This window comes from Ensifer sp. MJa1 (genome assembly GCF_037026475.1).
Lineage (GTDB): Bacteria > Pseudomonadota > Alphaproteobacteria > Rhizobiales > Rhizobiaceae > Ensifer.
In genome coordinates this window covers 25,111-49,363 of the sequence record NZ_JAKUMO010000004.1, presented here as the reverse complement: position 1 = coordinate 49,363, position 24,253 = coordinate 25,111, and the positions used below count along the sequence as shown (strand labels likewise).

21 protein-coding genes are annotated in these 24,253 nt (G+C 63.5%); 14 read left to right on the top strand and 7 right to left on the bottom strand.

The annotated features are described in order from the left end of the window. Positions 1 to 94: 94 nt before the first annotated feature. The 3 genes from MKZ91_RS07225 to groES all read right to left on the bottom strand — a co-directional run bounded on the left by MKZ91_RS07225 (position 95) and on the right by groES (position 3,175). A complete protein-coding gene (locus tag MKZ91_RS07225) occupies positions 95 to 544 on the bottom strand; it encodes a hypothetical protein (protein ID WP_336169513.1) in 450 nt (149 codons plus the stop codon). Positions 545 to 1,178: 634 nt separating this feature from the next. Then, positions 1,179 to 2,816, bottom strand: a complete 1,638-nt coding sequence (groL, locus tag MKZ91_RS07220) for a chaperonin GroEL (protein ID WP_336169511.1) — start codon at positions 2,814 to 2,816, stop codon at positions 1,179 to 1,181. Positions 2,817 to 2,878: 62 nt separating this feature from the next. After that, positions 2,879 to 3,175: a co-chaperone GroES gene (gene groES / locus MKZ91_RS07215; protein WP_004675403.1), complete on the bottom strand. Its 297-nt coding sequence runs from the start codon at positions 3,173 to 3,175 to the stop codon at positions 2,879 to 2,881. Between the two features lie 237 nt (positions 3,176 to 3,412). Between groES and MKZ91_RS07210 the strand changes: the two genes are divergently transcribed. The 5 genes from MKZ91_RS07210 (at position 3,413) to MKZ91_RS07190 (ending at position 9,756) form a co-directional block, all read left to right on the top strand. Next, complete coding sequence (locus tag MKZ91_RS07210; protein WP_336169501.1) at positions 3,413 to 4,261, top strand: TIGR01459 family HAD-type hydrolase; 849 nt, start codon at positions 3,413 to 3,415, stop codon at positions 4,259 to 4,261. Between the two features lie 15 nt (positions 4,262 to 4,276). Then, positions 4,277 to 5,263 (top strand): bifunctional riboflavin kinase/FAD synthetase, encoded by a 987-nt coding sequence (locus tag MKZ91_RS07205; RefSeq protein ID WP_336169499.1) that lies wholly within the window; start codon positions 4,277 to 4,279, stop codon positions 5,261 to 5,263. 246 nt (positions 5,264 to 5,509) lie between these two features. Beyond that, complete coding sequence (ileS, locus tag MKZ91_RS07200) at positions 5,510 to 8,419, top strand: isoleucine--tRNA ligase (protein ID WP_336169497.1); 2,910 nt, start codon at positions 5,510 to 5,512, stop codon at positions 8,417 to 8,419. A 127-nt stretch (positions 8,420 to 8,546) separates the two neighbouring features. Then, complete coding sequence (locus MKZ91_RS07195) at positions 8,547 to 9,167, top strand: hypothetical protein (RefSeq protein WP_336169495.1); 621 nt, start codon at positions 8,547 to 8,549, stop codon at positions 9,165 to 9,167. Positions 9,168 to 9,276: 109 nt separating this feature from the next. Continuing rightward, positions 9,277 to 9,756 carry a GNAT family N-acetyltransferase gene (locus MKZ91_RS07190; protein WP_336169493.1) on the top strand — a complete coding sequence of 160 codons (480 nt, stop codon included), beginning with the start codon at positions 9,277 to 9,279 and terminating at the stop codon, positions 9,754 to 9,756. Between the two features lie 20 nt (positions 9,757 to 9,776). Here MKZ91_RS07190 and MKZ91_RS07185 read toward each other — a convergent pair whose 3' ends face one another. Next, complete coding sequence (locus MKZ91_RS07185) at positions 9,777 to 10,226, bottom strand: nucleoside deaminase (protein WP_336169491.1); 450 nt, start codon at positions 10,224 to 10,226, stop codon at positions 9,777 to 9,779. 73 nt (positions 10,227 to 10,299) lie between these two features. Here MKZ91_RS07185 and MKZ91_RS07180 point away from each other — a divergent pair, with 73 nt between their 5' ends. The 3 genes from MKZ91_RS07180 (at position 10,300) to MKZ91_RS07170 (ending at position 13,879) form a co-directional block, all read left to right on the top strand. Beyond that, positions 10,300 to 12,348 (top strand): pseudouridine synthase, encoded by a 2,049-nt coding sequence (locus MKZ91_RS07180; protein WP_336169489.1) that lies wholly within the window; start codon positions 10,300 to 10,302, stop codon positions 12,346 to 12,348. A gap of 6 nt (positions 12,349 to 12,354) precedes the next feature. Then, positions 12,355 to 12,915: a 16S rRNA (guanine(966)-N(2))-methyltransferase RsmD gene (gene rsmD / locus MKZ91_RS07175; protein WP_336169487.1), complete on the top strand. Its 561-nt coding sequence runs from the start codon at positions 12,355 to 12,357 to the stop codon at positions 12,913 to 12,915. An 82-nt stretch (positions 12,916 to 12,997) separates the two neighbouring features. Beyond that, positions 12,998 to 13,879: a patatin-like phospholipase family protein gene (locus tag MKZ91_RS07170; protein ID WP_442892211.1), complete on the top strand. Its 882-nt coding sequence runs from the start codon at positions 12,998 to 13,000 to the stop codon at positions 13,877 to 13,879. A gap of 61 nt (positions 13,880 to 13,940) precedes the next feature. Here MKZ91_RS07170 and MKZ91_RS07165 read toward each other — a convergent pair whose 3' ends face one another. Further along, the gene (locus MKZ91_RS07165) at positions 13,941 to 15,776 is read right to left on the bottom strand and encodes a monovalent cation:proton antiporter-2 (CPA2) family protein (RefSeq protein ID WP_336169484.1); all 1,836 of its coding nucleotides are present in this window, start codon (positions 15,774 to 15,776) and stop codon (positions 13,941 to 13,943) included. 147 nt (positions 15,777 to 15,923) lie between these two features. On the opposite strand from MKZ91_RS07165, the gene MKZ91_RS07160 reads away from it, so the two are divergent. From MKZ91_RS07160 to lpxK, 6 genes are all read left to right on the top strand, one after another. Next, entirely contained in the window at positions 15,924 to 17,270 is a 1,347-nt protein-coding gene (locus MKZ91_RS07160) for a TldD/PmbA family protein (RefSeq protein WP_336169482.1), read from the top strand. Positions 17,271 to 17,348: 78 nt separating this feature from the next. Continuing rightward, positions 17,349 to 18,164: a 3'(2'),5'-bisphosphate nucleotidase CysQ gene (locus MKZ91_RS07155; RefSeq protein WP_336169479.1), complete on the top strand. Its 816-nt coding sequence runs from the start codon at positions 17,349 to 17,351 to the stop codon at positions 18,162 to 18,164. 60 nt (positions 18,165 to 18,224) lie between these two features. After that, positions 18,225 to 18,461, top strand: a complete 237-nt coding sequence (locus MKZ91_RS07150; protein ID WP_336169477.1) for a DUF4170 domain-containing protein — start codon at positions 18,225 to 18,227, stop codon at positions 18,459 to 18,461. Positions 18,462 to 18,552: 91 nt separating this feature from the next. Then, the gene (waaA, locus tag MKZ91_RS07145; RefSeq protein WP_336169475.1) at positions 18,553 to 19,866 is read left to right on the top strand and encodes a lipid IV(A) 3-deoxy-D-manno-octulosonic acid transferase; all 1,314 of its coding nucleotides are present in this window, start codon (positions 18,553 to 18,555) and stop codon (positions 19,864 to 19,866) included. A gap of 26 nt (positions 19,867 to 19,892) precedes the next feature. Continuing rightward, on the top strand, positions 19,893 to 20,597 hold the full coding sequence (locus MKZ91_RS07140; protein ID WP_336169474.1) for an HAD family hydrolase: 705 nt from the start codon (positions 19,893 to 19,895) through the stop codon (positions 20,595 to 20,597). A gap of 197 nt (positions 20,598 to 20,794) precedes the next feature. Beyond that, the gene (lpxK, locus tag MKZ91_RS07135) at positions 20,795 to 21,835 is read left to right on the top strand and encodes a tetraacyldisaccharide 4'-kinase (RefSeq protein WP_336169472.1); all 1,041 of its coding nucleotides are present in this window, start codon (positions 20,795 to 20,797) and stop codon (positions 21,833 to 21,835) included. A 66-nt stretch (positions 21,836 to 21,901) separates the two neighbouring features. Here the strand turns inward: lpxK and MKZ91_RS07130 are convergent, their stop codons facing one another. Further along, positions 21,902 to 22,135, bottom strand: coding sequence for a DUF2093 domain-containing protein (locus MKZ91_RS07130; RefSeq protein ID WP_336169470.1), 234 nt, complete (start codon positions 22,133 to 22,135; stop codon positions 21,902 to 21,904). Between the two features lie 91 nt (positions 22,136 to 22,226). Continuing rightward, complete coding sequence (gene mutL, locus MKZ91_RS07125) at positions 22,227 to 24,035, bottom strand: DNA mismatch repair endonuclease MutL (RefSeq protein WP_336169468.1); 1,809 nt, start codon at positions 24,033 to 24,035, stop codon at positions 22,227 to 22,229. Between the last annotated feature and the right edge of the window lie 218 nt (positions 24,036 to 24,253).

The following is a 24,253-nucleotide window of genomic DNA, read 5'->3' as shown; positions in this document are numbered from 1 at the left end:
CCCGCTCGGACCCGTGCGGCTCCGGTACAAGCCTCTAACTGTTTCACTTTGGAGGCGCGCTTTTGCGGCGCGCACCTGCGGGGCGGGGCTGGCGTTATTGGCGCAGCAAGGTGCGACCTGCGCTGTCCACCATGAAGCGTGGGAAGAAGAAGACGCCGAGGATCGTGCCCGAATAGCGCTGTTCGAGGCCCGACGATTCACCGATGCAAAACAGCGGCTGCTTCTGGCCGGATTCTTCGAGTGCGATCGTCGTCGAGAAGCAGAAGGACGAGCAGCTTGTCGCTGCCTGCTCGAAGAGTTCCAGCACATGATTGCGGTCAGCGGGATCGTAGCAGCGGACGAAATTGAGCAGGCCGCATTCGCCGTCGCGCAGACCATGGATGGCGGCGGCCTTTTCGCCCAATCGGAACAAGCCTGTCGACAGATCGCCCGACCATCCTTCCGAGGCGCAGAACTGCTCCAGGAATTCGTGATGCGGAAGGCCGATATGCGGCTGGCCCGGAGAGCCGAGGGGAACGGAATTTGCTGTCGTGATTTTGAACACGGTCTACCTCAGCAGAGCTCCCGGAGCCCGCCCTTGGCGCCCCAGAAAACACGTCCCAATGTGCAAATACGGCCTAACATGACCAATACGAGAGAACACGCCACGTTATGTGGGCGCTTTCTGAAGTAAAAAGGTCGATAGATGGTAATAGAGCTCACCAACGAACTGAATTCGAGGGGGAGTGTCGGCTCAATTTGCGATTAAATACTTTTGTTCTTTTGTATATTCTCGAAGATGTCCCGGAACGCTAGCTATTTCGAGTAAGCTCCCGGCGATCGGCTGCTTGCTCTTGCTCTGCAATCCAGTCTTCCGTGAATCTCCGTTCACTTGGGGCGCTGTTATAGTTCGTTTTTTTTCGACTTCAACGGTTTTTTGACGCCGGAATACAACCGGCTGGATTTTTCTGCGGACAGATTGGCCGGGTGGTCGATAACGCGTGAATGACATTGATAAAAAACAAGAAAGGGCGACCCGAGGGCCGCCCTTCCGATCCGGATGGATCGTCAATGTGAAAGGCTGGCGCCTTTATCACATCATGTCCATGCCGCCCGTTCAGCGCGCTTGACGCGCTGAACCGCTTTAAGAGCATGGGCGAAGCTTTATGGACGATGCTGTGAAAAGGCTGGCGCCTTTATCACATCATGTCCATGCCGCCCATGCCGCCCATGCCGCCCGGCATTGCCGGAGCGTCCTTCTTCGGCAGTTCGGCGATCATGGCTTCCGTCGTGACGAGGAGGCCGGCAACCGAAGCTGCGTCCTGAAGGGCGGTGCGAACGACCTTGACCGGGTCGACGATACCCATGGCGATCATGTCGCCATATTCGCCGGTCTGGGCGTTGTAGCCGTAGTTGTCTTCGTTCTTGTCGAGGATCTTGCCGACAACGATCGAAGCTTCATCACCAGCGTTTTCAGCGATCTGGCGGGCCGGAGCCTGCAGAGCGCGGCGAACGATGTTGATGCCGGCTTCCTGGTCTTCGTTGACGCCCTTGACCGAGATCTTGGAGGCCGAACGCAGGAGCGCGGTGCCGCCGCCCGGTACGATGCCTTCCTGAACAGCAGCGCGCGTCGCGTTGAGAGCGTCGTCGATGCGGTCCTTCTTTTCCTTCACTTCGACTTCCGTCGAGCCGCCAACGCGGATCACGGCAACGCCGCCAGCGAGCTTGGCAAGACGTTCCTGCAGCTTTTCGCGGTCGTAGTCGGAGGTGGTGTCTTCGATCTGGGCCTTGATCTGGGCGACGCGGCCTTCGATGTCGGCCTTCTGGCCGGCGCCGTCGACGATCGTCGTGTTTTCCTTGGAGATCGAAACCTTCTTCGCACGGCCGAGCATGTCGAGCGTGACGTTTTCGAGCTTGATGCCGAGGTCTTCGGAGATCACGGTGCCGCCCGTCAGGATGGCGATGTCTTCGAGCATGGCCTTGCGGCGATCGCCGAAGCCCGGAGCCTTGACGGCAGCGATCTTCAGGCCGCCACGCAGCTTGTTGACGACGAGGGTCGCAAGAGCTTCGCCTTCTACGTCTTCAGCGATGATGAGGAGCGGCTTGCCGGTCTGGACGACAGCTTCGAGAACCGGGAGCATGGCCTGGAGGTTCGAGAGCTTCTTCTCGTGGAGGAGAACGAAGACGTCGTCGAGGTCAGCGACCATCTTTTCCGGGTTGGTGACGAAGTAGGGCGACAGGTAGCCGCGGTCGAACTGCATGCCTTCGACGACTTCGAGTTCGGTTTCGGCGGTCTTGGCTTCTTCAACCGTGATGACGCCTTCGTTGCCGACCTTCTGCATGGCTTCAGCAATGTCGAGGCCGATCTGACGCTCGCCGTTGGCCGAGATCGTGCCGACCTGTGCGACTTCTTCCGAAGTGTTGATCTTCTTGGCCTTGGCCTGGAGATCCTTGACGACTTCGCTGACGGCGAGGTCGATACCGCGCTTCAGGTCCATCGGGTTCATGCCGGCAGCAACGGCCTTGGCGCCTTCGCGAACGATCGCCTGGGCCAGAACGGTTGCAGTCGTGGTGCCGTCGCCGGCAATGTCGTTGGTCTTCGAAGCAACTTCGCGGACCATCTGGGCGCCCATGTTTTCGAACTTGTCTTCGAGTTCGATTTCCTTGGCGACCGATACGCCGTCCTTGGTGATGCGCGGAGCGCCGAAGGACTTGTCGATGATGACGTTACGACCCTTCGGGCCGAGCGTGACCTTTACGGCGTCAGCGAGGATGTCGACGCCACGCAGCATCTTTTCGCGCGCGGTGCGGCCGAACTTGATTTCTTTTGCAGCCATTAGAGAAAACTCCCGGGCTCATTGCCCATTGGTTGTCATGAAAAGGGGTGGGTAACGGCCAATCAGCCGATGATGCCCATGATGTCGGCTTCCTTCATGATCAGAAGGTCTTCGCCGTTGATCTTGACTTCGGTGCCCGACCACTTGCCGAACAGAACGCGGTCGCCTGCCTTGACGTCGAGAGCAACAACCTTGCCGCTTTCGTCACGGGCGCCCGAGCCAACGGCCACGATTTCGCCTTCTTGGGGCTTTTCCTTGGCGGTGTCCGGAATGATGATGCCGCCCTTGGTCTTCTCTTCAGACTCGACGCGGCGAACGACGACGCGGTCGTGCAGCGGGCGGAAGTTGGTGCTTGCCATTAGTCTAATCCCTCGATCAAATGACACTACGGATCGCTGATCGACCCGATGGATGGGTGTTAGCACTCTCGTTTATCGAGTGCTAGCGACGCCGAGATAAGGCGCGGTCCCGGACGAGTCAAGGATTGACGGCGAGATTTTTTGCCCGGGAAGGCATCCCTTTTTCGGCAGGCGAGACTTGTATTCTTGTGCCTTCCTTGCCATGCAAGCCGGAAACCGTGTTTGCAGGAAGCCAGGATGGCCGCAAGGATCAACAGTTTTCGGGAAATCGCCGCTCGCTATGACGTCGTGCTGTGCGATGTCTGGGGTGTTCTTCACAACGGCGTGCAGGCCTTCGCCTCCGCCTGCGAAGCGCTGGCCGAGGCGCGTGCCGCCGGCCTGACCGTTGTGCTGATCACCAATTCGCCGCGGCCGAACCCGATGGTGAAGGTCCAGATCCGTGGTCTCGGCGTTCCTGATGAAGCCTATGACCGGATCGTGACCTCGGGCGACGTCACCCGCGCGTTGATCGCTGCCGCCGACAAGAAGATCTATTTCATCGGCGCCGAACGCGACTTGCCGCTGCTTGAGGGCCTCGGAACGCAGATCGTTTCATCCGAGGATGCACAGACGGTGGTCTGTGCCGGCTTCTATGACGACGAGACCGAAACGCCGGAGCACTACCGCGCCACGCTGACCGGGCTCGCCAAGCGCAAGATCCCGTTTATCTGTGCCAACCCCGACCTCGTGGTCGAACGCGGCCACCGTCTGATCCCGTGCGCCGGAGCCATCGCCAAGCTCTATGAGGAGCTGGGTGGCGAGGCGCGTATCGCCGGCAAACCCTATATCGCCATCTATCGCGCAGCACTCGGCGAAGCGAAGGCCGCGCGTGGCGCGATCGATCTCACGCGCGTCATTGCGGTCGGCGACGGCATGCCAACGGACGTAAAGGGCGCGCAGGATACCGGACTCGATCTGCTTTACATCTCGGCCGGCATCCATGCGCAGGAATACATGAACGAAAGCCGGACCGACGAGGCGAAGCTCGCCGCCTTCCTCAAGAAGGAGGGCGCCTCGCCGAAATACTGGATGCCGCGGCTCGCCTGACGGAAGACGACGAAGATGACGGTTTTTCATCGCAACGAGACGCGCGATCCTCTGCCCAGGCATCTGCACGGCGGCGTCGTCGCCATCGGAAATTTCGATGGCGTGCATCGTGGTCATCAGTCGGTGCTGAACCGGGCACTCGAAGAGGCTGCCGCGCGCGGCGTGCCGGCGCTGGTTCTGACGTTCGAGCCGCATCCGCGAACCGTATTCCGTCCGGACACGCCGGTGTTCCGCCTCACCCCGGCGCCGCTGAAGGCGCGCATTCTTGAGGGCATGGGTTTCGGCGCCGTGATCGAATACCCCTTCGATCGCACCTTCTCGCAGCTCTCCGCATCCGATTTCATCCATCGTATCCTGCTCGAATGGCTGCATGCCTCGCATGTGGTGACCGGTTTCGACTTTCATTTTGGCAAGGGGCGCGAAGGTGGTCCGGCCTTCCTGATGGCGGCCGGCGGCGACAACGGCTTCGGCGTAACCCTCGTCGATGCCTTCCGCGACGAGAATGCCTCGGTGATTTCCTCGAGCTATATTCGCGCGCTGCTTGGCGAAGGTGATGTCTCGCAGGCGGCCGGCATGCTCGGCTATCGCTATGTCGTCGAGGCCGAAGTGATTGGCGGCAAGAAGCTTGGTCGCGAACTCGGCTTTCCGACCGCGAATATGCGGCTTGCGCCTGAGGTCGAGTTGCGCCCCGGAATTTATGCGGTCCGCTTTCGCCGGGCCGACGGTTCGCTCTACGACGGTGTCGCAAGCTTTGGCCGCCGACCGACGGTCGACAGCGATGGCGAGCCGCTGCTCGAAACCTACGTCTTCGATTTTTCCGGCGACCTCTATGGCGAGATCTGCGCGGTTTCGTTCTTCGGCCACCTGCGCGACGAACTGAAGTTTGACGGGCTCGATCCGCTGGTGGCGCAAATCCGGCAGGACGAGGCCGAGGCGCGCGCGCTGCTCTCCGGCGTGACGCCGCTTGGCGAGATCGATCGCAAGCTCAACTTCGCCGGATAAAAGAATTCGGTCTTCGCGCGGCGGCGGACCTTTTCAAAAGGCGGAAAACGCCTTAAACAACCGGCCACCATGACCCGGCACCGTCGATTGATCATCGATCAGCGAATTATTGGCCCGGCCTTCCGCGCGCTCTAGTCTGCCGGAAGGTCCGGGATTTCGGCGTTTCCGACGCCCCCAGTCATCTCTCGATACCCGAGTCCATTTCGTATGCGCGGACCCTCGCGCGAAGAAGCGATTGCAAAAACCATGACCGACACCGCTGAAAAGATCGACTACTCCTCGACCCTCTACCTGCCGCAGACGGAATTCCCGATGCGCGCCGGCCTGCCGCAGAAGGAGCCGGAAACGGTGGCCCGCTGGCAGAAGATGGGTCTCTACAAAAAGCTGCGCGCCTCCGCCGCCGGCCGCGAGAAGTTCGTGCTGCATGACGGCCCGCCCTACGCCAACGGCAACATCCACATCGGCCACGCGCTGAACAAGATCCTGAAAGACGTCATCAACCGCTCGTTCCAGATGCGCGGGTTCGACGCCAACTACGTGCCCGGCTGGGACTGCCACGGCCTGCCGATCGAGTGGAAGATCGAGGAAAAGTACCGCGAGAAGGGCCAGAACAAGGACGAGGTTCCGGTCAACGAATTCCGCCAGGAATGCCGTGACTTCGCCTCCGGCTGGATCCAGGTCCAGTCAGAGGAGTTCAAGCGCCTCGGCATCGAGGGTGACTTCGACAATCCCTACACGACGATGAACTTCCACGCGGAAGCCCGCATCGCCGGCGAACTGATGAAGATCGCCAAGCTCGGCCAGCTCTATCGCGGCTCGAAGCCGGTGATGTGGTCGGTCGTCGAACGCACGGCACTGGCGGAAGCTGAAGTCGAGTACGCCGACGTCGAAAGCGACATGATCTGGGTGAAGTTCCCGGTCACCGAAGGCCCGGACAGCCTTGCCGGCACCTTCGTGGTGATCTGGACGACGACGCCCTGGACGATCCCGGGCAACCGCGCGATCGCCTTTTCGTCGCGCTATGCCTATGGTCTCTACGAAGTGGCGACCGCCGCGAACGACTTCGGCCCGCAGCCGGGCGAGAAGCTGATCTTCGCCAAGCGTCTCGCCGACGAGTCCGCGGCCAAGGCCAAGCTCACCTTCAATTTCGTTCGCGACCTCGAAGCCGATGAGCTTTCAGCCGTCACTTGCGCCCACCCGCTGCATGGTCTCGGCGGCGGCTACGCCTTCAAGGTGCCGCTGCTCGACGGCGACCATGTGACCGACGATGCCGGCACCGGCTTCGTGCACACCGCACCCAGCCACGGCCGCGAAGACTTTGACGCCTGGATGGACAATGCCCGCGCGCTCGAAGCCCGCGGCATCTCCTCGGCCATTCCGTTCACGGTCGACGATGCCGGCTACTTCACCGCCGATGCTCACGGCTTTGGCCCGGACTCCGAAGGTGGCGCTGGCCGCGTGCTCGACGACAAGGGCAAGAAGGGCGATGCCAACGATCGCGTCATCAAGGCCCTCATCGGCCGTCACGCGCTGTTTGCGCGCGGCCGCCTGAAGCACTCCTATCCGCATTCCTGGCGTTCCAAGAAGCCGGTGATCTTCCGCAACACGCCGCAATGGTTCGTCTACATGGACAAGGCCTTCGGCGACGGCACGACGCTGCGCTCGCGGGCGCTATCTGCCATCGACGACACCCGCTTCGTGCCGGGTGCCGGACAGAACCGCCTGCGCGCCATGATCGAAGGGCGCCCGGATTGGGTGCTGTCGCGCCAGCGCGCCTGGGGCGTTCCGATCGCGATCTTCGCCGATGACCAGGGCGAGATCCTGATCGACGAGGCCGTCAACGCCCGCATCCTCGACGCCTTCGAACTTGAAGGCGCTGACGCCTGGTTCGCCGAAGGCGCCAAGGACCGCTTCCTCGGCAACGATCACGACCACGCCAAGTGGCACCAGGTCATGGACATCCTCGACGTATGGTTCGACAGCGGTTCGACCCACACCTTCACGCTCGAAGACCGCCCGGACCTGAAGTGGCCGGCCGATGTCTATCTCGAAGGTTCGGACCAGCACCGCGGCTGGTTCCATTCCTCGCTGCTCGAGGCCTGCGCGACCCGCGGCCGCGCGCCCTACAACGCCGTTGTCACCCATGGCTTCACCATGGATGAGAAGGGCGAGAAGATGTCGAAGTCGAAGGGCAACACCGTCACGCCGCAAGAGGTGATGAAGGATGCCGGCGCCGACATCCTACGCCTGTGGGTGATGACGACGGACTACTGGGAAGACCAGCGCCTCGGCAAGACGATCATCCAAACCAACATCGACGCCTATCGCAAGCTGCGCAACACCATCCGCTGGATGCTCGGCACGCTCGCCCACGACAAGGGCGAGGAGGTTGCCTATGCCGACATGCCGGAACTCGAAAAGCTGATGCTGCATCGCCTCGCCGAGCTCGATAAGCTCGTGCGCGAAGGCTATGACGCCTTCGACTTCAAGAAGATCGCTCGCGCGCTGATCGACTTCTCCAACGTCGAGCTCTCTGCCTTCTACTTCGACATCCGCAAGGACGCGCTTTACTGCGACGCGCCGTCGAGCCTGCGCCGCCGGTCGGCACTGGCCGTCATCCGCAAGCTCTTCGATTGCCTCGTGCTGTGGCTGGCGCCAATGCTGCCCTTCACCACGGAAGAGGCGTGGTTGTCGCGCAAGCCTGACGCTGTTTCGGTGCATCTCGAACGGTTCCCGGCGATCCCTTCGGAATGGAAGAACGATGCGCTCGAAGCCAAGTGGGACAAGATCCGTGCCGTGCGCACGGTCGTCACCGGCGCGCTCGAAATCGAGCGCAAGGACAAGCGCATCGGTTCGTCGCTGGAGGCGGCACCGGTCGTCCATGTCGCCGATCCGGAGCTCTTGAAGGCGCTGGAAGGCCAGGACTTCGCCGAGATCTGCATCACCTCGGCAATCACCATCGATGCCACCGAAGGTCCCGCGGACGCGTTCCGCCTGCCTGAAGTGGCGAAGGTGAGCGTCGTGCCGAAGCTCGCCGAAGGCCAGAAATGCGCCCGCTCCTGGCGGATCACGACCGATGTCGGTTCCGACCCGCTTTACCCTGATGTCTCCGCTCGCGATGCGGCGGCCCTGCGGGAACTTGGTTTCAAGGCTTAACGGATTGTTACTGGATGAATTGCACTCGTTGCGTTCATCCGGTAAAACCTGCCCGAAATTTGGCGGATTTCTCCGTCATGGGCGCTTGGGTGGCCGCGCTGACCGGCGGCCGGCTGGAAGGAATTTCATGGAAATGACGCGAGAGTTGCGAGTGTTTGCCAGCGTGGCCGCCATTCTGATGGGCGGCCTGGTGCTTACGGGCTGCATTGGCGGCCCGACCTACGGCACGGACAAGACGGCCGGCGAACAACTCATGGACGACCTCGGCAGCGCCGTGAGCTTTGGCCCGCCGAAGCGCGACCCGGTCAAGTACCAGCCGCGCCCCGGTCTGGTCCTGCCGCCATCGGCGCAGCAGGTTGCCCTTGTCGAGCCGCAGAAGTCGCTCGCCAGCCGGGAGGCCAACCCGGAATGGGTTGAATCTCCGGAAGAGGTGCGCGCCCGTCTGCGCGAAGAGGCCGACGCCAACAAGAACAACCCGAACTATGTTTCGCCGCTTGCCAAGGCAAGTGCCAACGGTCGTCGCCTGTCTGCCAAGGAACAGCAGGAAGCCTACCGCGAAGCACGCAAGGTCGAGATGGGCGCCTATTCCGACAAGCGCCGTTTCCTGAGCGACCCGCCGCTCGACTATCGCCGCCTGCCGGAGGGGGCTGAGACGGAGCTTGGCGAACCGGAGAAGGACAAGGAGCGCCGCCGCAAGAAGGAAGCGCAGATCAAGAATTCCGGCACCAAGTGGTACTGGCCCTTCTAAGATCATGCCGCCGTTTCGCTGAAACGGCGGCATGCCTTTATCTCCCTCAATCTTCGCAACCCGGGAACCGCCTTTCGTTTGCTGGAGTTGCCTAAGCAGCATATCGGCCATGACCATCAGCATTCGCGACGCGCGCCCGGAAGACGCGGAAGTCATCCTGCGCTTCATCACCGAACTTGCCATCTACGAGAAGGAGCCCGATGCCGTCGAGGCGACGGTGGAGATGCTGCAGGCTTCGCTGTTCGGACCTGACGCCATCACCCGCGCGGTGATCTGCGAAAAGGATGGCAAGCCTGCGGGCTTTGCCATGTGGTTCTACAACTATTCGACCTGGCAGGCGCGCAAGGGGCTTTATCTTGAAGATCTCTATGTCACGCCGGATTGCCGCGGCTCCGGTGCCGGCAAGCTGCTCTTGAAGCACCTGGCGAAGATTGCCGTTGAGGAAGGTTGCGGTCGCTTCGAGTGGAGCGTGCTTGACTGGAACGAGCCGGCGATCCGGGTTTACGAGTCGGTCGGCGCAGAACCGATGTCGGCATGGACGCGCTACCGTCTTTCGGGCCCGGCGCTCGAAAGCTTCGCGGCTGACTGAAGCGAGATCGGGGAACGGCGTTACCGTTTCTCGGCGAAAAAGTCCCTGAGCATGTCGGCGGCCTCCCGTTCGGCGAGCCCGGAATAGACGTCCGGAACATGGTGGCAGGTGGGAGAGCCGAAAAAGCGCACACCGCTATCGACAGCGCCGCCCTTCGGGTCGTCGGCGCCGTAGTAGAGACGGCGGATGCGGGCAAATGAAATCGCCGCCGCGCACATGGTGCAGGGCTCGAGCGTGACGTAGAGATCGGCGCCTGTCAGCCGCTCGTCCTTAAGGACGGCGGCGGCCTCGCGAATGGCGACGATTTCGGCGTGTGCGGTCACGTCGCTGAGTTCGCGGGTGCGATTGCCGGCGCGTGAAATGATCCGGCCGTCGAAAACAACGACGGCACCGATCGGGACTTCGCCGCGTTCGGCGGCTTTCCTGGCCTCTTCAAGGGCCGCATCCATGAAGCGTGTCGTCTCAGCCATCGCTCAAACAATAATTTCTCTTAACCCACGGGCCGCGACCTGATAGGACAGCCGCAAAAGGCAGGCAACACAAATGACATCTAAAGACAAGCCCACGCGGCCTGGCGGCAAGTCCGCCGGCCGGGACAAGAAACCGCATTTCGCCGACAAGAAGGGCGCAGCGCCGAAAAAGGCCGCAGGCTTCAAGGCTTCCGGCCCGAAGTCTTTTGGCGTCAAGAGCGCCGATGCCAAGAGCTTCGGTGCAAAGACCTCCGGTCCAAAGGCCGGCGCTTCGCGTCCGGCCAGGGAACGGCCGAGCGCTGCAACCGCAGGTGCCGACGAGCCGCAGCGCATCTCCAAGATCCTGGCGCGCGCCGGCGTCGCCTCGCGCCGCGATGTCGAGCGCATGATCATGGAAGGCCGCATCAAGCTGAACGGCGTCGTTCTCGATACGCCCGTCGTCAACGCGACGCTTGCCGATTCCATCGAGGTTGACGATCAACCGATCCGCGGCATCGAACGCACGCGGCTCTGGCTATATCACAAGCCGGCCGGCCTGGTGACCACCAACGCCGATCCGGAAGGTCGCCCGACCGTATTCGAGAACCTGCCAGACGAACTGCCGCGCGTGCTGTCGATCGGCCGCCTCGACATCAACACCGAAGGCCTGCTGCTGCTCACCAACGACGGCGGTCTTGCCCGCGTGCTCGAGCTGCCGTCGACCGGCTGGCTGCGCCGCTATCGCGTGCGCGCCCATGGTGAAATCGAGCAGGCGGATCTCGACCGGCTGAAGGACGGCATCGCCGTCGACGGCGTGCTCTATGGTGCGATTGAGGCGACGCTCGACCGGGTTCAGGGCTCCAACGTCTGGATCACCATGGGTCTGCGCGAAGGCAAGAACCGCGAAATCAAGAACGTGCTCGGCGCGCTCGGTCTCGACGTCAACCGTCTGATCCGTATCTCCTACGGACCGTTCCAGCTCGGCGAACTGCCGGAGGGCCATGTGCAGGAGATCCGTGGCCGCACGCTACGCGATCAACTCGGGCCGCGGCTGATCGAGGATGCCAAGGCAAACTTCGACGCGCCGCTCTATAACGACCAGGCGACAACGGGCGCTCACGAGCAGCACGAAGACGACGAACAGCGCAAGAGCAACCGCTGGGAAAAGCCGGAAGACAAGCGAGAACGAGCGCTGGCGCGGCTCGACACCCGGCGCGACGATCGCCGTGATGGTGGCCGCAAGGAAGGGCCGCGTGGCAAGGGCGGCCCTCGCGATGACCGCGACGCCAAGTTCGAAGACCGGCCGAAGCGCGCGCCCGCACAGCGCGCCCGCACGGCCAATGTCTGGATGGCACCGGGCGCCCGTCCGCTGGCCGACAAGAAGGCGAAATCCGCCGAAGGCGATGCCACCGAGAAGCCCGTGCGTCGCGAGCGCCCGGATGGCGCTCCGAAGACCAAGCGCTACGGCCGCAACAAGGACGGTTTGGCGACGAAGACGACGAGCAAGTTCGACCCGGACCGCAAGGGAGCCGGCAAGGATTTCGCACGCGCCGAGAAGCCGGCGCGCCCCTTCGTCAAGAGCCGCGACGATGAAGGCGAATGGATCAGCGCCGCTGAACCTGTCCGCCGCAACAAGGAACACGGCCGCGACGGCGGTTTCGAGCGACGCCGTTCGTTCGACGGCGGCGAGCGCAATTCGCGCGATCACGGTGATCGTCCGCCGCGCCGCGAAGGCGGGGACCGTCCCCGTGGCGACCGGCCGGCCCGCGCCGAGGGTGGGGAACGCCGGTTCGACAAGCCACGCACTCCGCGTGCGGAGGGTGATCGTCCGCCGCGTCGTGAAGGTAGCGATCGTCCGCGCGGCGACCGGCCTGCGCGTGCCGAAGGTGGTCCGCGCAGCTATTCCGACAAGCCGCGCGCTCCGCGCGCCGAGGGGGATCGTCCCCAGCGGCGTGAAGGCGGTGACCGTCCCTTCGGTGACAAGCCGCGCGGAAAGCCCTTCGGCGGCAAACCCTCTGGTGGCAAGTCTTTCGGAGCACGGTCAGGGGCTCCCCGCGGCGGCAAGCCGGGTGGCGGCAAGCCCGGTGGTCGCCCTGGCGGCGCCCGTCCCGGCGGCGGCAAGCCGCGCGGCAAGGGGAACTAAGCGATCGTGCGGATCGTCGGCGGAGAATTCCGGGGTCGCAGCCTGGCGACCCCCAAGTCCAATGATATCCGTCCGACGACGGATCGAACGCGCGAAAGCCTGTTCAACATCCTGAGCCACTCCTATCCGGAGGCGCTCGACGGCACCCGTGTGCTCGATCTTTTCGCGGGCACCGGCGCCGTCGGTTTTGAAGCTTTGTCGCGCGGGTGCCGACAGGCACTCTTCGTCGAACAGGGCGTCGAGGGCAGGGGGCTGCTACAAACCAACATCGAGACACTCGGTCTGCAGGGGCGAGCGAAGGTCTTCCGGCGTGATGCCACCAGCCTTGGCGGCGTCGGCACGATGGAGCCGTTTCATCTCGTTTTCGCCGACCCGCCCTATGCAAAGGGCCTCGGCGAAAAGGCGCTGGAATCGGCCGCTGTCGGCAAGTGGCTGGTTCCCGATGCGCTGGTCATCCTAGAGGAACGCGCCGATGTCCAGCCGGCGCCCGTCGCCGTGTTCGAAAACCTCGATGTCAGGGTTTTTGGCGACACCCGCATGCATTTCTATCGGTTTCGCGGCGCCTGACGTCATGTTTCCGGTTTGCTTGCAAAGCTAGGCTCCGCCTGCCGACGTGTTTCTGTCCCGCTTGAAAGCGGAGGGTATGCCGATGAAGCAGGATCTTTCGATGACGCACAGACTACCCAGGACGAAGGGCGAGCCGTCGGTGGCGCTGGCGCTCGGCGGCGGTGGCGCACGCGGACTGGCGCATATCCACGTCATCGAGGCGCTGGACGATCTCGGCATTCGTCCGGTGGTGATCGCGGGCTCCTCGATCGGCGCCATCATGGGCGCCGGCATGGCGGCGGGCCTCCGCGGCGAAGAAATCCGTGCCCATACGCTGTCGACGGTCGGCCATCGCCGTGAGGTGCTAAACCGCCTCTGGCAATTGCGGCCGGCGAGCCTGTCCGAAGCGATGGCCAGCGGTTTTCGCTTCGGACAGTTCAACGGCGAACGCGTGCTCAGGGCATTCCTGCCCGAGGCTATCCCGCCGAAATTCTCCGACCTGGCGATCCCGCTCAAGGTCGTTGTCACCGATTATTATGCCCAGACCGAGCACATCTGCGAGAAGGGCGACCTGTGGAAGGCGCTGGCTGCTTCGGCCGCCCTGCCTGCGATCTTCACGCCGGTGAAGATCGACGGGCGGGTGATGATCGATGGCGGCATCTACAATCCCATTCCCTTCGATCATCTGCGCGGCTTGGCGGATATTGTCGTCGCTGTCGATGTCGTCGGCGGGCCGGACGGCGATGGCAAGACGATCCCGAGCCGCATCGACAGCCTGTTCGGCGCAAGCCAGTTGATGATGCAATCGATCATTTCGATGAAGCTGAAGGAGGGCGCGCCGGACATCCTGCTGCGCCCGGATGTCGGCCGCTACCGGGTGATGGATTTCCTGCGGGCCGAACAGGTGCTGAAAGGGACCGCCAGCATCAAGGACGAACTGAAACGGGCGCTTGACGAGCGCATGAAGGCGCTGCAGCGCCGCTGATGTCGGGCAAGAGCCCCACGCAACCTGCCTGACGGGGAAAGACCCCTCAAAGCGCGAAACCTCAGGCGCTTTCCCGTTCGTCGGCGGGCAGGCCCGGCAGGACGCGCTCACCCGTCTCGACGGAGTGGTCGACCTCGCGCTTCGGCTTGACCAGCGGCTCGGGCCTGACCGGACGCGAATGCAGCATGTCGCGACCGGCGGTGATGCCTTCGGCTTCCTGAAGCACCAGCCGGGCCTCGTCACGCTTGCGGATGTCGTCCATGATCGCAATCGCCTCGTCGTCGCCGACACCTAGCGCTTCGAGCGTCTTGCGGCCGAAGAGCAGACCGGACTCGAAGGTTTCGCGCAGCTCGTAGTCGACACCCTTGGCGCGCAGTTCCAGCGTATGCAGGCGGTCGTAGGAGCGGGCGTAGATGCGGGCGTTCGGATACTCTGATTGTACGAGGTCGATGATGTGGTCGGTCGTTTCCTTCTTCTGCGTGCAGACGGCGACGATCTTGGCGCGTTCGATGCCGGCGGCGCGCAGCACGTCCAACCGGTTGCCGTCGCCGAAATAGATGCGGAAACCGAAGGTCGCGGCCTGGCGCACGCGTGCGGCGGAATGGTCGATGATCGTCACGTCTCGCCCGCCGGCAAGCAGGATCTGCGCAGCGATCTGGCCGAAACGGGAGAAGCCGATCATCAGGACGTCGGCATTGGCGCCATCGAAATCTTCCTCGATCTCCTCGTCCATCTCATCCTGCTCGCGCATCAGTTTTGACGCCAGCATCGAGGCAAGCGGCGTCAGTGCCATCGACAGGGTCACGATAGCAACGAGCAGCGAGGCGTCGCCGTCCGAGAAGACGCCGGCAGTCGCTGCCGCCGTAAACAGCACGAAGCCGAATTCGCCGCCCTGCGGCAGAAGAAGACTGATGCGCACTGCGTCGTTGTGGTGGGATCCGGTGAGCCGGCAGAGCCAGTAGAGCACCAGGCTTTTCAGTGCCATCAAAAGCGGCACGGCAAGGATGATCAGCTGGTAGCGTTCGACGATGACGCCGAGCTGCAGCGAAAGGCCGACGGCCATGAAGAACAGCGCCTGCAGGATACCGCGGAACGGCTCGATATCCGCTTCAAGTTCGTGGCGATAGGAGGATTCCGCCAGCAGCACGCCCGCCAGGAACGCGCCCATCGCCATTGAGAGGCCGGCGAGCTGCATCATCGTCGCCGCCCCCATGACGACAAGCAGTGCCGCCGCAATCATGACGTCACGGGCGCCGGTGCGGGCGATGATCTGGAACAGCGGATTTACGAGGTAGCGGCCGGCCGCAAAGAGCACGACGATTGCCGTGGTCGCGATCGCAAAATCCTCGAGCGGCGGCGTCGTGTCCTCGGGCATCTGCAGCGCCAAGAGCGGAATGAGCGCCAGCAACGGTACGATCGCCAGGTCTTGAAGCAACAGGATCGAAAACGCCCGCTGTCCGTAGCGCGTGTTGCGGTCGTTGTTCTCGTCAAGGATCTGCATGGCAAAAGCCGTCGACGACAGCGACAGGCCGAAACCGGCGATGATGCTGCCGCCATGCCCGAGAAGTCCGATGGCATAGATGATGTAGGACAGAAGGATACCGGTGATCAGCACCTGAGCGGTGCCAAGGCCGAAGATGTCGCGTCGCATCTGCCAGAGCCGCGAGGGCTTGAGCTCTAGCCCGATGATGAACAGCAGGAAGACGACGCCCAGTTCCGACACGTGGAGAATTTGTTCGCCCTCGGTGATGCTTTGAGCGACGGGGCCGATCAATATGCCGGCCGAGAGATAGCCGAGGATCGTGCCGAGGCCGAGCCGCTTGAAGATCGGGGCGGCAATGACGGCCCCGCCGAGCAGCATCAGGGCCTGGGAGTAGATGATCGGTGTCGTTGCCATGCCTTCAGGCTTTCACTATCGCAGAACCGGGCCCGTTCCAGGGCTTTCGAGAGCGCTTCATTTGCGGTGTTTGAGCGGGAATCGGGCCTACGCCCTTGATGCCTGCTTCGCCGCACAATAAATGGGGCAGGAATGAAAGGCCACACCATGTCAGACACGATCGATTCCGCCGACCTCGAAAAACGCGCCTCCGAGCTTGTGGACCTCGCCCGCAAGGCTGGCGCCGATGCGGCCGACGCCGTGGTGGTGCGCGGGCGCTCCCGTTCCGTAGCGGTCCGCCTCGGCAAGGTTGAGGCCACCGAAGCCTCCGAAAGCGACGATTTTTCCCTGCGGGTCTTTGTCGGGCGGCGGGTTGCCAGTGTCTCGGCCAATCCGGGCTTTGACCTGAAGGTGCTCGCCGAGCGTGCGGTTGCCATGGCCAAGGCCTCTCCGGAGGACCCGTTTGCCTCGCTCGCCGATGCCGATCGGTTGGCGAAATCCTATCCGGACCTTGATCTTTTCGACCCGACTGAAGTTTCGACGGACAGCCTGACCGAGGCAGCCCTTGCCGCAGAAGAAGCGGCGCTTGCCGTTCCCGGGGTCACCAATTCCAGCGGCGGTGGTGCCTCGGCCGGCATGGGTGGCCTGGTGCTCGTGACCTCGCATGGTTTTTCCGGTTCCTACATGGCCACGCGTTTCGGCCGTTCTGTCAGCGCCATCGCCGGCGAAGGCACGAAGATGGAGCGCGACTACGATTACGACAGCCAGCTCTATGCCGGTGATCTGCGTGCCGCCGATGAGATTGGCCGGCTTGCCGGCGAACGGGCCGTTGCCCGCATCAACCCGCGACAGGTGCCGACCGCCAAGAACGTCACCGTTGTCTTCGATCCGCGCATGGCGCGCGGCTTCGTCGGTCATCTTGCTGGCGCCATCAACGGCGCCTCCGTGGCCCGCAAGACCAGTTTCCTGCGTGACATGATGGGCAAGCAGATCCTGAAATCGGGCCTGTCGGTGACCGACGATCCGCTGATCGTGCGTGGCTCCTCGTCCCGCCCGTTCGACGGTGAGGGCGTCAGCGGCGAGAAGCTGGTGATGGTCGAGGACGGCGTGCTCAAGCACTGGTTCCTTTCGACCTCGGCTGCAGCGGAACTCGGGCTTGAAACCAACGGCCGCGGCGTGCGCGGCGGTCCGACTGTCAACCCGGCTTCGACCAACCTGGCGCTGGAGCCGGGCGCGATCTCGCGCGAGGACCTGATCCGCAGCGTCGGAACCGGCTTCTATGTCACCGAGCTGATCGGCCAGGGCGTCAACATGGTGACCGGCGAGTATAGCCGTGGCGCCTCCGGCTTCTGGATCGAGAACGGCGAGCTCTCCTTCGCCGTCTCAGAAGTCACGATCGCCTCCAATCTCAAGGACATGTTCATGGCGATCACGCCCGCCGATGACATCGACCGCAAGTTCGGCGTCGCCGCGCCGACGCTTGCCATCGAGGGCATGACGCTCGCCGGCATCTAGCGAGATTAGGAAAAAGCGCGAAGCATCAGCGCTGATCCCGCTCTCGTGTTATGGAGAGCCGGGCTGACGAGGTTTTGAATGTCTGAAACAACACCAGTGGGCGTGGATTGGAGCGCGGATCTCGAGTTGATCCGCGCCGCCGCGGTCGTGGCCGGCGAAACGGCGCTCGGATACTTCCGCAAAGGCCCTGACGTTCGCTGGAAGAACGAGGGCCGTTCGCCGGTGAGTGAAGCCGATCTGGCGGCAAACGACGTGTTGAAAACGCGGCTGCTCGCAGCCAGACCCGACTATGGCTGGCTGTCGGAAGAGACCGACGACGACAGCAGCCGCCTGACCCGCGAAACCGTCTTCGTCGTCGATCCGATCGACGGCACGCGCGCCTTCATCGCCGGCAAGGAACTCTGGTGTGTCAGCGTTGCCGTGGTTTGCCGTGGGATGCCCGTCGCCGGCGTCCTCTACGCCCCGGCCCTGGACGAACTCTACGAGGCGGTGGCCTCAGGCGACGCTCTCAAGAATGGAAAGGCGATCTCGGTTCGCGAGGCAGCCCCAGGAGAAACGCTGCATCTGGCCGCAGCAGAAGACACGATCGCAAAGCTCGCGCCCGTCTATCGCAATGCCGTCGAACGCGTGCCGCATGTGCCTTCGCTTGCCTATCGGCTGGCCATGGTGGCCGATGGGCGGATCGACGGCACGTTGGTCAAGAAGAACTCCCACGACTGGGATCTCGCCGCCGCCGACCTCATTGTCGCCCGGGCCGGTGGCGCGCTCGTCGACCTTGATGACAAGCCTCTGTTCTACAACCGCTCCACGGTCGTCCATGGGGTGCTATGTGCGGGTGCAAGGCCGATCCTGCCGGGCCTGATTGCCGCGTGCCGGTCGCTGGAGCCCCATTGACCTTTGAGGCTGAATGCCTCAAATCAACGCCCACACCCAATAAGAAAAAATGGAATTCCGATGGCTCACGAAACCGAGAAGAAACAACGTCTGCACCTCGTCTTCGGCGGTGAACTCACCACGCTGACCGACGTCCATTTCCGCGACCTGGACAAGCTCGATATCGTCGGCATCTACCCGGACTACGAAAGCGCCCTTGCCGTTTGGAAATCCAAGGCGCAAATGACTGTCGACAACGCCCACATGCGTTACTTCATTGTCCATATGCACCGTCTGCTCGACCCGGAAAACGGCTGATGCCGATGCGGTCGGGATGCGTGGCTGATACCCACGCGCCAGTCGCCCCCAAGTCTCTCCGGGCCGGACAGGCTGGGGAAGGTGCCTCGTCATGAGCAGCTTTCGCGCGCGCCTGGCGCTCTCCAGCTATCGCTGGATCGGCTCGGCCATTTATCCTCTTGTTTGGTCTTACCTTGCCATTCGCGCCGCGAAGGGCAAGGAGGACCCGGCACGCCGCCGCGAGCGGTATGGCCACGCCAGTGCGCCGCGACCGCAGGGGCCGCTTGTCTGGTTCCATGCTGCGAGTGTCGGCGAGACCAATGCCGTCATCCCGCTGATCAAGGAGATCCGGCGCCGCGGCATCCATGTCGTGCTGACGACCGGGACGACGACATCGGCGCGCGTGGTCGCCCAGCGTCTGGGCGCAGGCGTCATTCACCAGTATGTGCCGCTCGATTTCAAGCCGGCGGTCAGCCGTTTCCTGAGCTACTGGGAACCGGATCTCGCGATCATCGCCGAGTCCGAAATCTGGCCGATGACCATCCTGGAACTTGGCCGCCGCCATATCCCGCAGGTGCTGGTGAATGGCCGCCTCTCGGACCGGACCTTCGCGCGCTGGAAACGGCGCCCGGCTCTGGCCGACGCGCTGTTTGAAAACCTGGCGCTGGTCATTGCCCAGTCCGACGTCGATGCCGAACGCTTCCGTACGCTCGGCGCCTTGCCAGTGATGGTCTCCGGCAACCTGAAGGTCGACACCGATGCGCCGCCGCATGACCCGCAGGCGCTGAAGGAATACAGTCAGCAGATCGGCCAGCGAAAGACCTGGGCGGCGATCTCGACCTTTGAAGGCGAAGAGAACGCGGCCGGCGTCGTGCACCGCGCGCTGAAGGAGCGCACGGGCCTTCTGACGATCATCGTCCCGCGCCATCCCGAGCGCAGCGACGGGATCGAGGCGGCCCTGACCGCCAAGGGGCTGAAGGTTGCCCGCCGGACCCGGCGCGACCCGCTGACGCCGGATGTCGATATCTTCCTTGGCGATACGATCGGCGAGATGGGCCTCTATCTACGCCTGACCGAAGTCGCCTTCGTCGGCCGCTCGCTGTTTGCCGAGGGCGGCCAGAACCCGCTGGAGCCGGCCATGCTCGGCTGTGCGATCCTGTCTGGCGGCAACGTCCAGAACTTTCGCGAGACCTACCAGACGCTGGCGAAGAACGGCAGCGCCAAGATCGTGCGCGATGTCGAGATGCTGGCCAAGGGCGTCAACTATCTGCTCGCCAACGACGACATGCGTCGCTCGATGATCGATGCCGGGCTCGAAACCGTGCAAGAAATGCGCGGTGCACTGTCGGCGACGATGAAGGGGCTTGAGCCCTATATCAATCCGCTCGTCGTCAAGGCACGTCTCAATCCGCCCACCGACGGCTGATCCGCAGCAGGAGACGACCACCCGCCATGACAGCAGCCAAAGCCATTGCCGGTATCCTGTTCGACAAGGATGGAACCCTGCTCGACTACGCCAAGAGCTGGGTGCCGGTGAACTACGAACTGGCTCGGATCGCGGCGAGGGGTGACGAGGCGCTGGCACGCGCGCTGCTCAAGGCCGGCGGCATGGATGCCGAGACCGGCCATGTCCTGCCCGACAGTCTGCTGGCTGCCGGCAACACGGTGGAGATCGCGACCGGATTCGTCGAGGCTGGTGCGCCCTTCAAGATTGCTGAACTGACGGCCCTGCTCGACGGCCTGTTCGCGCGTTCGGCGGAATATGCGGTGCCTGTCACCGACCTTGGTGCCTTCTTCGCCGGCCTGCATGCAAGGGGCTATCGCCTCGGCGTTGCCTCCAGCGATAACGAACGTTCGATCCGCGAGACGGCGAAGCGCTTCGGCTTCGATGGTTATCTGCATTATGTCGCCGGTTACGACAGCGGCTACGGCGTCAAGCCGGAGCCGGGCATGGTTCACGGCTTCTGCGCCGCGACCGGCCTTGATCCACGCCAGGTCGTCGTCGTCGGTGACAACAATCACGACATGCACATGGGGCGCAATGCGGGCGTCGGCATGACGGTCGCGGTCTTGACCGGAACCGGTTCGCGCCAGTCGCTTGCAGCGGCGTCCGACCATTGCCTGGCCGACATCACCGAACTCGAGGCGATCCTTTAAGGGCTGCGCCACGCACTGCCGGACCTTCGCCGCACGGCCGGATTGCCTTCCACGCGCCTGCGGACATTTGCGCCGCTTGCGTTTTTTCGCGTTCTGACGTTTTTTGTGGCAATCCGTCGCTGAGCATTTCCGGCGGGCAACAGTTTTCGTCCTTCCCGCAGAGGAGGACTGCAGGGGCCGGGGGCCACGGAACGAAGATGGTATCGGAAGCGCCGCCATTCTGGTGGACCAAGGCGGATTGGCGTGCTCGCGCATTGTGGCCGTTTTCGTGGCTCTACGGCCGTATCGCCGGCATGCGCATGGATCGCGCCCGCCGGGCTTCGGTCCCGGTCCCGGTCATCTGCATCGGCAACTTTACCGTCGGCGGAGCCGGCAAGACGCCGACCGCCATCGCGCTCGCCCGCGTCGTTCGCGAGAAAGGCCTGAAGCCCGGTTTCCTCAGCCGCGGTTACGGTGGCTCGCTCGACGTAACGACCGTTGTCGACCCAGAACACCACCGTGCCCGTGATGTCGGCGACGAGCCGCTGCTGCTCGCACGCGAAGCGCTGACCGTCGTTTGCCGCCGCCGTGTCGATGGCGCCCGCCGGCTGGTGAAGGAAGGCGTCGACATCATCATCATGGATGACGGCTTCCAGAGTGCGCGGCTCGCCTTCGACTTTGCCCTGCTGGTGATCGATTCACGCCGCGGCATCGGCAACGGCTATCTCGTGCCGTCGGGGCCCGTGCGCGCGCCCTTGTCCAACCAGCTTCGTCACGCCACGGCGCTTTTGAAGATCGGCGGCGGCACTGAGGCCGATGCCCTGATCCGCCGGGCCGCCCGCGCCGGCAAGCAGATCTACGAGGCGGATGTGGTGCGGCTCGACGACGGATCGCTTGACGGCGTCAAGGTTCTGGCCTGGGCCGGGATCGCCGATCCGGAGAAGTTTTATCGCACGGTGCGCGAGACCGGCGCTATCGTCGAGGAAACCCGCAGCTTCCCGGACCATCACCATTTCTCCGACGACGAGATCGATGACCTCATCGATCGGGCGGCGGCTCTCGGCTGCACGCTGGTCACGACCGCCAAGGACCTGGTCCGCCTTGAACCGGGCCATGGGCGCGCGGGCGAGCTTGCCGCGGCAAGCCGCGTGATCGAGATCGATGTCCGGTTCGACGATCCTTCCGCGCCGAAGAAGATCATCGAGACGGCGGTGACAGCGGCCCGGGCGCGCAAACTGCGCGAAGGCGCCGCCAAGTAGTGGTTGGATTTGCTGGCTGGGGAAGCAAGGCGGCCGAAAGCCGCCGGCCAGTCTCGGTCTTTGCCCTTAGCGCCGCTGGTTCGGCAACGCGCCGGCACGCTTTTCTGCCTCGAGCGACGCTTCCGCATCGACATAGGCTTCCTGACGGGCGACGCTCCAGTAACGCAGTTCGTCGACCGGGATGGTCTTGCCCGTCATGGCACAGATTACATGCGAGCCGGCAAGGACGATCTGGAAGTCGCCGTCGAGATAGCGGATCTTCGCTTCGCGCGATGCGCTTCCTTCAAACCGGTTCATCATGCTCTTTGCCCATTGCGTCCAGGGTGATTGTTCTCTGGTCTAGCCCGACCTCCGGCAAAATGCCAGCCGCTTTTCGCCGGTCCGCGTGCGATCAGCTCCTGCCGAACAATCGTTCGATATCAGAAAGCTTGAGTTCGATATAGGTCGGCCTGCCGTGATTGCACTGGCCGGAGCCTGGCGTCGCCTCCATCTGCCGCAAGAGCGCATTCATCTCCTCGGTGCGCATGCGCCGGCCGGAGCGAACCGATCCGTGGCAGGCCATGGTCGCTGCGAGATACTCGAGCCGGCTGGTCAGCCCACTGGCCGTATCCCATTCGGCAAGCTCGTCCGCAAGCTGGCGCACCAGCCCCACCGCATCCATTTCGCCCAGCATCGCCGGCGTCTCGCGCACGGCGATCGCGCCGGGGCCGAAGCGCTCGATGGCAAGGCCAAGACGGGAAAATTCCGCCGCATGCGCCATCAGCCGATCGCAATCGTCCTCGGCAAGATCGACGATTTCCGGGATCAACAGCGCCTGGGCGGCAACCGGCCGTGAATGCAGCGCGGTGCGCATGGCTTCGAACACCAGGCGTTCATGGGCGGCATGCTGGTCGACGATGACCAGACCGTCGTTCGTCTGGGCAACGATGTAGTTTTCGTGGAGCTGCGCCCTGACGGCACCAAGCGGGAAGGATTGCGGTTGCGGTGCTTCCTGTGCCGGCACGGGCGCCTCGCGCTCGAGCGGCGTGGCGATGCGTGCCGAGGGCGTTGCAAGGGTGGCGAAGCTTGCCTGCGACGGTTCCGCAAGCGTACGCAGCATGGCGCCGAATTGCGCCGGCCGGGAGGGAGACGTCTCAGGCGTCCAGGGCGGCGGGCGGTAGGATCCGGAACGGAAGGCCTGCATCATGCCGCGCGCGCCCGTCGTCGCTGCGCGGTCGCCGTCGCGCGACAGCGCTTCACGGATCGCGCCGATGATCAGCCCGCGGATGAGGCCGGGATCGCGGAAGCGAACATCGGACTTCGCCGGATGCACGTTGACGTCGACGAGGGCCGGATCGAGCGTGATCGACAGCACCGCCACCGGGTAGCGGCCGCTCGGGATCGTTTCCGAATAGGCGGCGCGGATTGCCGACAGCAAAAGCTTGTCCTGGACCGGTCGGCCGTTGACGAAAAGATATTGCTGCAGCGAGTTGCCGCGATTGTAGGTCGGCACGCCGGCAAAGCCGGTGAGTTCAACGTCCTCGCGCGCCGCATCGATTTCGATCGCATTGTCGCGAAAATCCTTGCCGAGCACCTGGGCCATGCGCGCCAGGCGGTCGTCGCCGGTTGCCGGGAACTCGAGCGTCGAGCGGTCGCTGCCTGAGAGCACGAAGCGAACCGCCGGAAAGGCGATCGCCATGCGACGCACCACTTCGGAGATCGCCGCAGCTTCCGCCTTCTCGGTCTTCATGAATTTGAGCCGCGCCGGCGTCGCGAAGAAAAGGTCGCGGACTTCGACGACCGTACCCGTATTGGCGGGCGAGGGGCGAACAGCCTCGGTCTTTCCACCGGTGACGGTGATCACCGCGCCCTCGCTGGCGCCGGCCGTGCGTGTGGTGATCGACAGGCGGGCGACCGAGCCGATCGACGGCAGCGCCTCGCCGCGAAAGCCCAGCGTGCGGATATCGAAAAGGCTGTCGTCGAGCTTCGACGTGCAGTGCCTTCGAACTGCGAGCTCGAGGTCATGGGGCGTCATGCCCGAGCCGTTGTCGGTCACGCGCAGCAGCGTCTTGCCGCCGCCGGCGGTGGCGATCTCAATTCGGCTCGCGCCGGCGTCGAGCGCGTTCTCGATCAGCTCCTTGGCGGCGCTGGCGGGGCGTTCAATCACTTCGCCGGCGGCGATCTGGTTGATGAGGGTCTCTGAAAGCTGCTTGATGGCCATGGCCTATTTTCCGGGATTCGGCTGGGAAACGAAAGGGGAAATGGTGCCTCGTCCCCGGTGGATAAAGGCGCCGACCGACGGACGTGCGAACCGGGCTTTCGCTCCGCCGAAAAATGAGCCCGCAGCTTAATTGCCCCTTAACACTCTGCTGCGATTTTCCACAACAACCTGAATGATCACGGGTTTTGTCTTTTGAGCCCTGCGGCGTAGCTGGACGT

What these genes read in the sequence shown, in the direction of transcription:
- MKZ91_RS07130 (WP_336169470.1), bottom strand. Translation starts at nt 22,135, where the DNA reads ATGATGAACCGGTTTGAAGGAAGCGCATCGCGCGAAGCGAAGATCCGC.
- ileS (WP_336169497.1), top strand. Translation starts at nt 5,510, where the DNA reads ATGACCGACACCGCTGAAAAGATCGACTACTCCTCGACCCTCTACCTG.
- groES (WP_004675403.1), bottom strand. Translation starts at nt 3,175, where the DNA reads ATGGCAAGCACCAACTTCCGCCCGCTGCACGACCGCGTCGTCGTTCGC.
- MKZ91_RS07195 (WP_336169495.1), top strand. Translation starts at nt 8,547, where the DNA reads ATGGAAATGACGCGAGAGTTGCGAGTGTTTGCCAGCGTGGCCGCCATT.
- waaA (WP_336169475.1), top strand. Translation starts at nt 18,553, where the DNA reads ATGAGCAGCTTTCGCGCGCGCCTGGCGCTCTCCAGCTATCGCTGGATC.
- MKZ91_RS07170 (WP_442892211.1), top strand. Translation starts at nt 12,998, where the DNA reads ATGAAGCAGGATCTTTCGATGACGCACAGACTACCCAGGACGAAGGGC.
- MKZ91_RS07180 (WP_336169489.1), top strand. Translation starts at nt 10,300, where the DNA reads ATGACATCTAAAGACAAGCCCACGCGGCCTGGCGGCAAGTCCGCCGGC.
- MKZ91_RS07155 (WP_336169479.1), top strand. Translation starts at nt 17,349, where the DNA reads ATGTCTGAAACAACACCAGTGGGCGTGGATTGGAGCGCGGATCTCGAG.
- MKZ91_RS07150 (WP_336169477.1), top strand. Translation starts at nt 18,225, where the DNA reads ATGGCTCACGAAACCGAGAAGAAACAACGTCTGCACCTCGTCTTCGGC.
- MKZ91_RS07210 (WP_336169501.1), top strand. Translation starts at nt 3,413, where the DNA reads ATGGCCGCAAGGATCAACAGTTTTCGGGAAATCGCCGCTCGCTATGAC.
- MKZ91_RS07190 (WP_336169493.1), top strand. Translation starts at nt 9,277, where the DNA reads ATGACCATCAGCATTCGCGACGCGCGCCCGGAAGACGCGGAAGTCATC.
- groL (WP_336169511.1), bottom strand. Translation starts at nt 2,816, where the DNA reads ATGGCTGCAAAAGAAATCAAGTTCGGCCGCACCGCGCGCGAAAAGATG.
- MKZ91_RS07140 (WP_336169474.1), top strand. Translation starts at nt 19,893, where the DNA reads ATGACAGCAGCCAAAGCCATTGCCGGTATCCTGTTCGACAAGGATGGA.
- mutL (WP_336169468.1), bottom strand. Translation starts at nt 24,035, where the DNA reads ATGGCCATCAAGCAGCTTTCAGAGACCCTCATCAACCAGATCGCCGCC.
- MKZ91_RS07165 (WP_336169484.1), bottom strand. Translation starts at nt 15,776, where the DNA reads ATGGCAACGACACCGATCATCTACTCCCAGGCCCTGATGCTGCTCGGC.
- MKZ91_RS07160 (WP_336169482.1), top strand. Translation starts at nt 15,924, where the DNA reads ATGTCAGACACGATCGATTCCGCCGACCTCGAAAAACGCGCCTCCGAG.
- lpxK (WP_336169472.1), top strand. Translation starts at nt 20,795, where the DNA reads ATGGTATCGGAAGCGCCGCCATTCTGGTGGACCAAGGCGGATTGGCGT.
- MKZ91_RS07185 (WP_336169491.1), bottom strand. Translation starts at nt 10,226, where the DNA reads ATGGCTGAGACGACACGCTTCATGGATGCGGCCCTTGAAGAGGCCAGG.
- MKZ91_RS07205 (WP_336169499.1), top strand. Translation starts at nt 4,277, where the DNA reads ATGACGGTTTTTCATCGCAACGAGACGCGCGATCCTCTGCCCAGGCAT.